The organism is Robinsoniella sp., from assembly GCF_034124845.1.
This window is the reverse complement of record NZ_JAWYAJ010000003.1, coordinates 1-4537: the sequence shown is the minus strand read 5'-3', so window position 1 is coordinate 4537 and position 4537 is coordinate 1. Positions and strand designations below refer to the sequence as shown.

Annotated in this window: 4 protein-coding genes; all 4 read left to right on the top strand. The window is 42.4% G+C overall.

The window, feature by feature from the left end; all coding sequences use genetic code 11:
- A partial coding sequence (locus ACH2DQ_RS00180; protein WP_395024992.1) for a sensor histidine kinase occupies positions 1 to 481 on the top strand: 481 nt, incomplete at its 5' end.
- Between the two features lie 279 nt (positions 482 to 760).
- Positions 761 to 1687, top strand: coding sequence for an ABC transporter permease subunit (locus ACH2DQ_RS00175; RefSeq protein WP_394914455.1), 927 nt, complete (start codon positions 761 to 763; stop codon positions 1685 to 1687).
- Between the two features lie 12 nt (positions 1688 to 1699).
- Positions 1700 to 2686, top strand: coding sequence for a carbohydrate ABC transporter permease (locus ACH2DQ_RS00170; protein ID WP_394914456.1), 987 nt, complete (start codon positions 1700 to 1702; stop codon positions 2684 to 2686).
- A 62-nt stretch (positions 2687 to 2748) separates the two neighbouring features.
- On the top strand, positions 2749 to 4521 hold the full coding sequence (locus tag ACH2DQ_RS00165; protein ID WP_394914457.1) for an extracellular solute-binding protein: 1773 nt from the start codon (positions 2749 to 2751) through the stop codon (positions 4519 to 4521).
- The last annotated feature ends 16 nt before the right edge of the window (positions 4522 to 4537 follow it).

The following is a 4537-nucleotide window of genomic DNA, read 5'->3' as shown; positions in this document are numbered from 1 at the left end:
CCGCAGCCAGGGAGAATTGTGGAGCCTCAGCCAGGAAGTTGACTATATGTCTACCTATATTACAATAATGAACTGCCGATACGGCGGTAAGCTAACGATGGAATTTGAAATACCGGATCATCTCATGGAACTTCAGGTACTCAAATTCATCCTTCAGCCGCTGGTAGAGAATGCCATCGAGCATGGTTTTGCATCCTCCGGCGGAGAAGGCATGATTGTGATGGGGGCAGAACAGAAAGAAAACCAGCTGCAGGTGTACGTAGAGGATAACGGCAGCGGCATTCAGGAGGAAGAGCAGAAAAGGCTTGAAAAAATACTGAAGCAGGCAGAAAACCAGAAGGAGCTTTATAAAAACCATGTGGGCATTGTAAATGTGCACCGGAGATTAAAGGTACATTTTGGGGAGGAATACGGAATCAGGCTGGAAAGTGTACCGGGGAAATCCACCTGCATCGATCTGGTAATGCCAGTTCTGCGTTAAGCCTTCCAAACCAATATCCTGGTCCGCCCCCTTCTCTTTCTGTACACTACCTCTGTATACAAAGCGTATTTAATCAGCTACCCCCCAACCAGCAGAAAAAAGTACATAAAATCATAATGCAATACAATTTTTAGAAAATATCCTTCGTATTCTGAAATACAGGTGTCTGAATTTAAGTCAGAAAAAGAGAATATCCTTTATCGAATTAAGGCCTCGCATTTTCTATAATAATGTCTATAAGGTTAACCGATATAGATTAGAAGAGAAGGAGGTTTTTATATGCGAAAGATACCAAATGGAAGGGGTATTGTCAGAAGGAAAATGCCGGAGGGAAAGAAATTTTTCCTTGCGTCCATTCCTTTCCTGATTTTGGTTTTCGCATTTGCTTATGTCCCGCTTTTGGGATGGGCATATGCATTTTTCGATTACCATCCCGGAATGTCATTGTTTGATTGTGATTTTGTGGGACTGAAGACATTTGCGAAGATCTGGGCAAATAAGTCAGAATTGTTCCGGGTAATGCGAAACACCCTGGCTATGAGTGCAATCTGTATTACAACAATGCCCCTGGCTGTTATTTTTGCAATTATGCTGAATGAAATCAAAAATTCGAAATTCCGCAAACTAGTTCAGACAACCACTACACTTCCGAATTTCATCAGCTGGATTGTAGTATTCACACTGGCATTTGCTATGTTTTCAACCGATGGTATGGTTGCGGGCGTCTTTAAATCATTAGGGATAGAAAAAACGGTAAATCTGCTTGGCGACAACAAACATGCATGGGCATTCCAGTGGGCACTGGCGACCTGGAAAAGTCTGGGATGGAGCGCAATTATCTATATTGCATCCATAGCGGGGATTGACAGTGAGCTTTATGATGCTGCTCATGTGGATGGTGCAAACAGGCTGCAGACCATCCGGCATATTACCGTACCAGGATTATACGCAACTTTTTTTGTACAGCTGCTGCTGGCAATCAGCAATATGCTGAGTAATGGTTTTGAACAGTATTTTGTATTCTATAACCCGCTGACCGCAGACAAGATCGAAGTTCTTGACTACTATGTGTTTAAGATTGGTGTATTGACCAATGATTATCCCCAGTCAATTGCCCTTGGTATGTCGAAAACGATCATATCTGTCATACTTCTCTTCACGGCAAACCAGCTTTCTAAGAGGGTTCGCGGTGAGTCGATTGTATAGGAGGGAAATAGAATGATAACCACGAGAACAATAACCACAAGAACAATAACGAAAAAAACCAAACCGAATATAACCAAATCCAATATAACCAAAACGAATAAAACAAAAAAAACAAAATCAAAAAAATCAATGCCGGAAAGGATAGGAGACATTTTTATCTACTTGATCTGCATTTTGCTGGTCATTATCTGCATCTATCCATTTTACTATGTAATCATTTATTCCATAAGCGATCCGGCACAGGCATCCAAAGGGATCTTCCTTCTGCCAAAAGGATTCAACCTGGATACCTACAAAGGGATCATCAAACTCAATGACATACCGGGAGCATATCTGATCTCCATTCTCAGAACGCTGCTTGGAACCGGGATTACGATTGTCAGTTCCTCTTTCTTTGCATACCTGGTTACGAATCAGAAAATGTATTACAGAAAAATAGTTTACCGTTTTGTTATTATTACGATGTATATAAATGCAGGTTTAATTCCATGGTATATCACCATGAAAGCATACGGATTGCAGAATAATTTCCTGCTTTATATTTTACCGGGTGCACTTTCCGCTTATTACGTGATCCTGCTGAAGACTTACATGGAATCACTGCCAAAAGAGCTGGAAGAGTCTGCGAAAATTGACGGCGCAGGAATGATGACTATTTTTGCCCGGATTATATTTCCGCTTTCAAAGCCAATTGTGGCAACCGTCGGGGTCTTCTCCATGGTAGGACAGTGGAACCAGTGGCAGGACAACTACTTCCTGGTTTCCGATGCAAAATTACAGACCCTGCAGATGGTGCTTTACAATTACCTGAATCAGGCGAACCGCTTCCAGAGCATGTCCAGTAATGCAATCGATTCATCAGCGGTAACCAGTTCCATAACGCCTTCGTCCATTAAAATGTGTATTACGGTGCTGGTAGTATTACCGATTATGTGTGTATATCCGTTTCTTCAGAGATATTTTGTAAAGGGTATTATGATGGGAGCTGTAAAGGGATGATTATGCATGGAAAAGGGCAGTGGTAAACAAAAAATGAATATAATAATGGGAGGAAATATCATATGAAAAATAAATTAAGAAAAATTACGGCTTTATTGTTGGCAGGGGCAATGTGCATGTCTGCCGGAGCCTGCGGAAAAAGTGAAGAGAAAACAAGTACAGGGAGTACCTCAGCCAGTTCCCAGGAAAGTTCTGACGAACCGGTGACCCTTACCATCTGGAATACCGAAGTTCTGACTCCCGGTATCCAGACCAATGAAGTGGCAAAGGAAATTGAAAAGAAACTGGGTATCAAAATGGAAATTGTACAGGGTGATGCCCAGAAATTCAGTATTCTGGTTGCCGGGGGAGATCTGCCGGATATCATCTATACCAATCCGGCACAGCAGAATGTGGCATCCAATAATCTGATTACAAGTGGTCAGCTGATGCCAATGGACGAACTGATTGACCAGTATGGGGAAAATATTAAGAAAAATTTCCCGGACCGCCTGAAATATTCCAAGCAGTTTGCAAGCAACGGGGAAGACAAGATTTATTATCTGCCGGTTCTGGCATACCAGGCGAATGAAGAGCATCCCAATGTCAGCTATTCTATTGAAAATGTAGGATTGATGACAAGATGGGATATCTATGAGGCAATCGGATGCCCGGAAATCAAGACTACCGATGACTACCTGAATGCATTGAAAGAAATGCAGGAATATGCAAGGGAAAAGGATCTGGCAGACGGAAAGCAGATCTATGCAATTTCCGGATGGAGTGACTGGGGGCTTTGGCCATGGTGGCTGGCGAATACCAGGGAAATGGGATATACGGATCTCGCGAATTCCACCATCTTTAACTATAAGACCAAGTCCGTAGAAGGAGTATTTGCCAGTGATGCATTTTGGGAGTCCTTGGAATTTTACAACAAAGCTTATAATATGGGCATTCTGGATCCGGAAGCATTTACTATGAAGAATGATCAGTTCTGGGAAAAATGTAAGAATGGACAGGTGATGATGGCATATGCCAGCTGGCAGACGGAAGGTATTAATACCTTTTTCCAGACCAATGGACATCCGGAATGGAGTTATCAAAAGCTGCCATACGATGGATATGACTATATTTCAGGAATAGTTTCAACAACAGCGCCTCTTGGAAGTGGAATAGAGTATGCCACAGCGATTACCAAGAATTGTAAGAATCCGGAAAAAGCAATGGAACTGATTGACTTTATGAATTCAGAAGAAGGTGCCCGTCTGATTTACAGCGGAGTAGAAGGGACACATTGGGTCAGCAAAGACGGCGCTGCACAGCCAACAGAAGAATTTATTACCCAGTCTAAGACCGATCCGGATTATAAGCTGAATGTGGGCGTTAATCTCTACAATAAACTTTGCGGATTCAAAGATATTCAGGTACTTACCGACGGGTATCCGGCGGACCTGATGAAATCGGATGAGCAGAAAGCAGCCACAATTACCGATACCGATAAGAGCTATTGTGAATATTACTCCAAAAAAGAAGGCGGTGATTATCAGTATCCGGGCCAGGTTCTCTATGATATGTGGCAGAAAGGAAAAGTGGATACGATCACAGATTTTTATCTCTATCCCACATTGGTGCAGAGTCCCGATGAGGAAACACTCAACATCATAGCACAGTGCGAACAATATATGAATGTACAGGGTGTAAATGCGATTATGACGGCAACAGCAGAGGATTTTGCTGCCTGCAAAGAAGAAACATTAAAAGGGCTGGAGAGTAAAGAATACTCAAAAGCAACTGCAAAAATAGAAGAGCTGTATGCGGCTGCGGAAAAAGAGGCAGAAGCCTTCGGGATGAAATAAATGGCAGTGTAAAAGC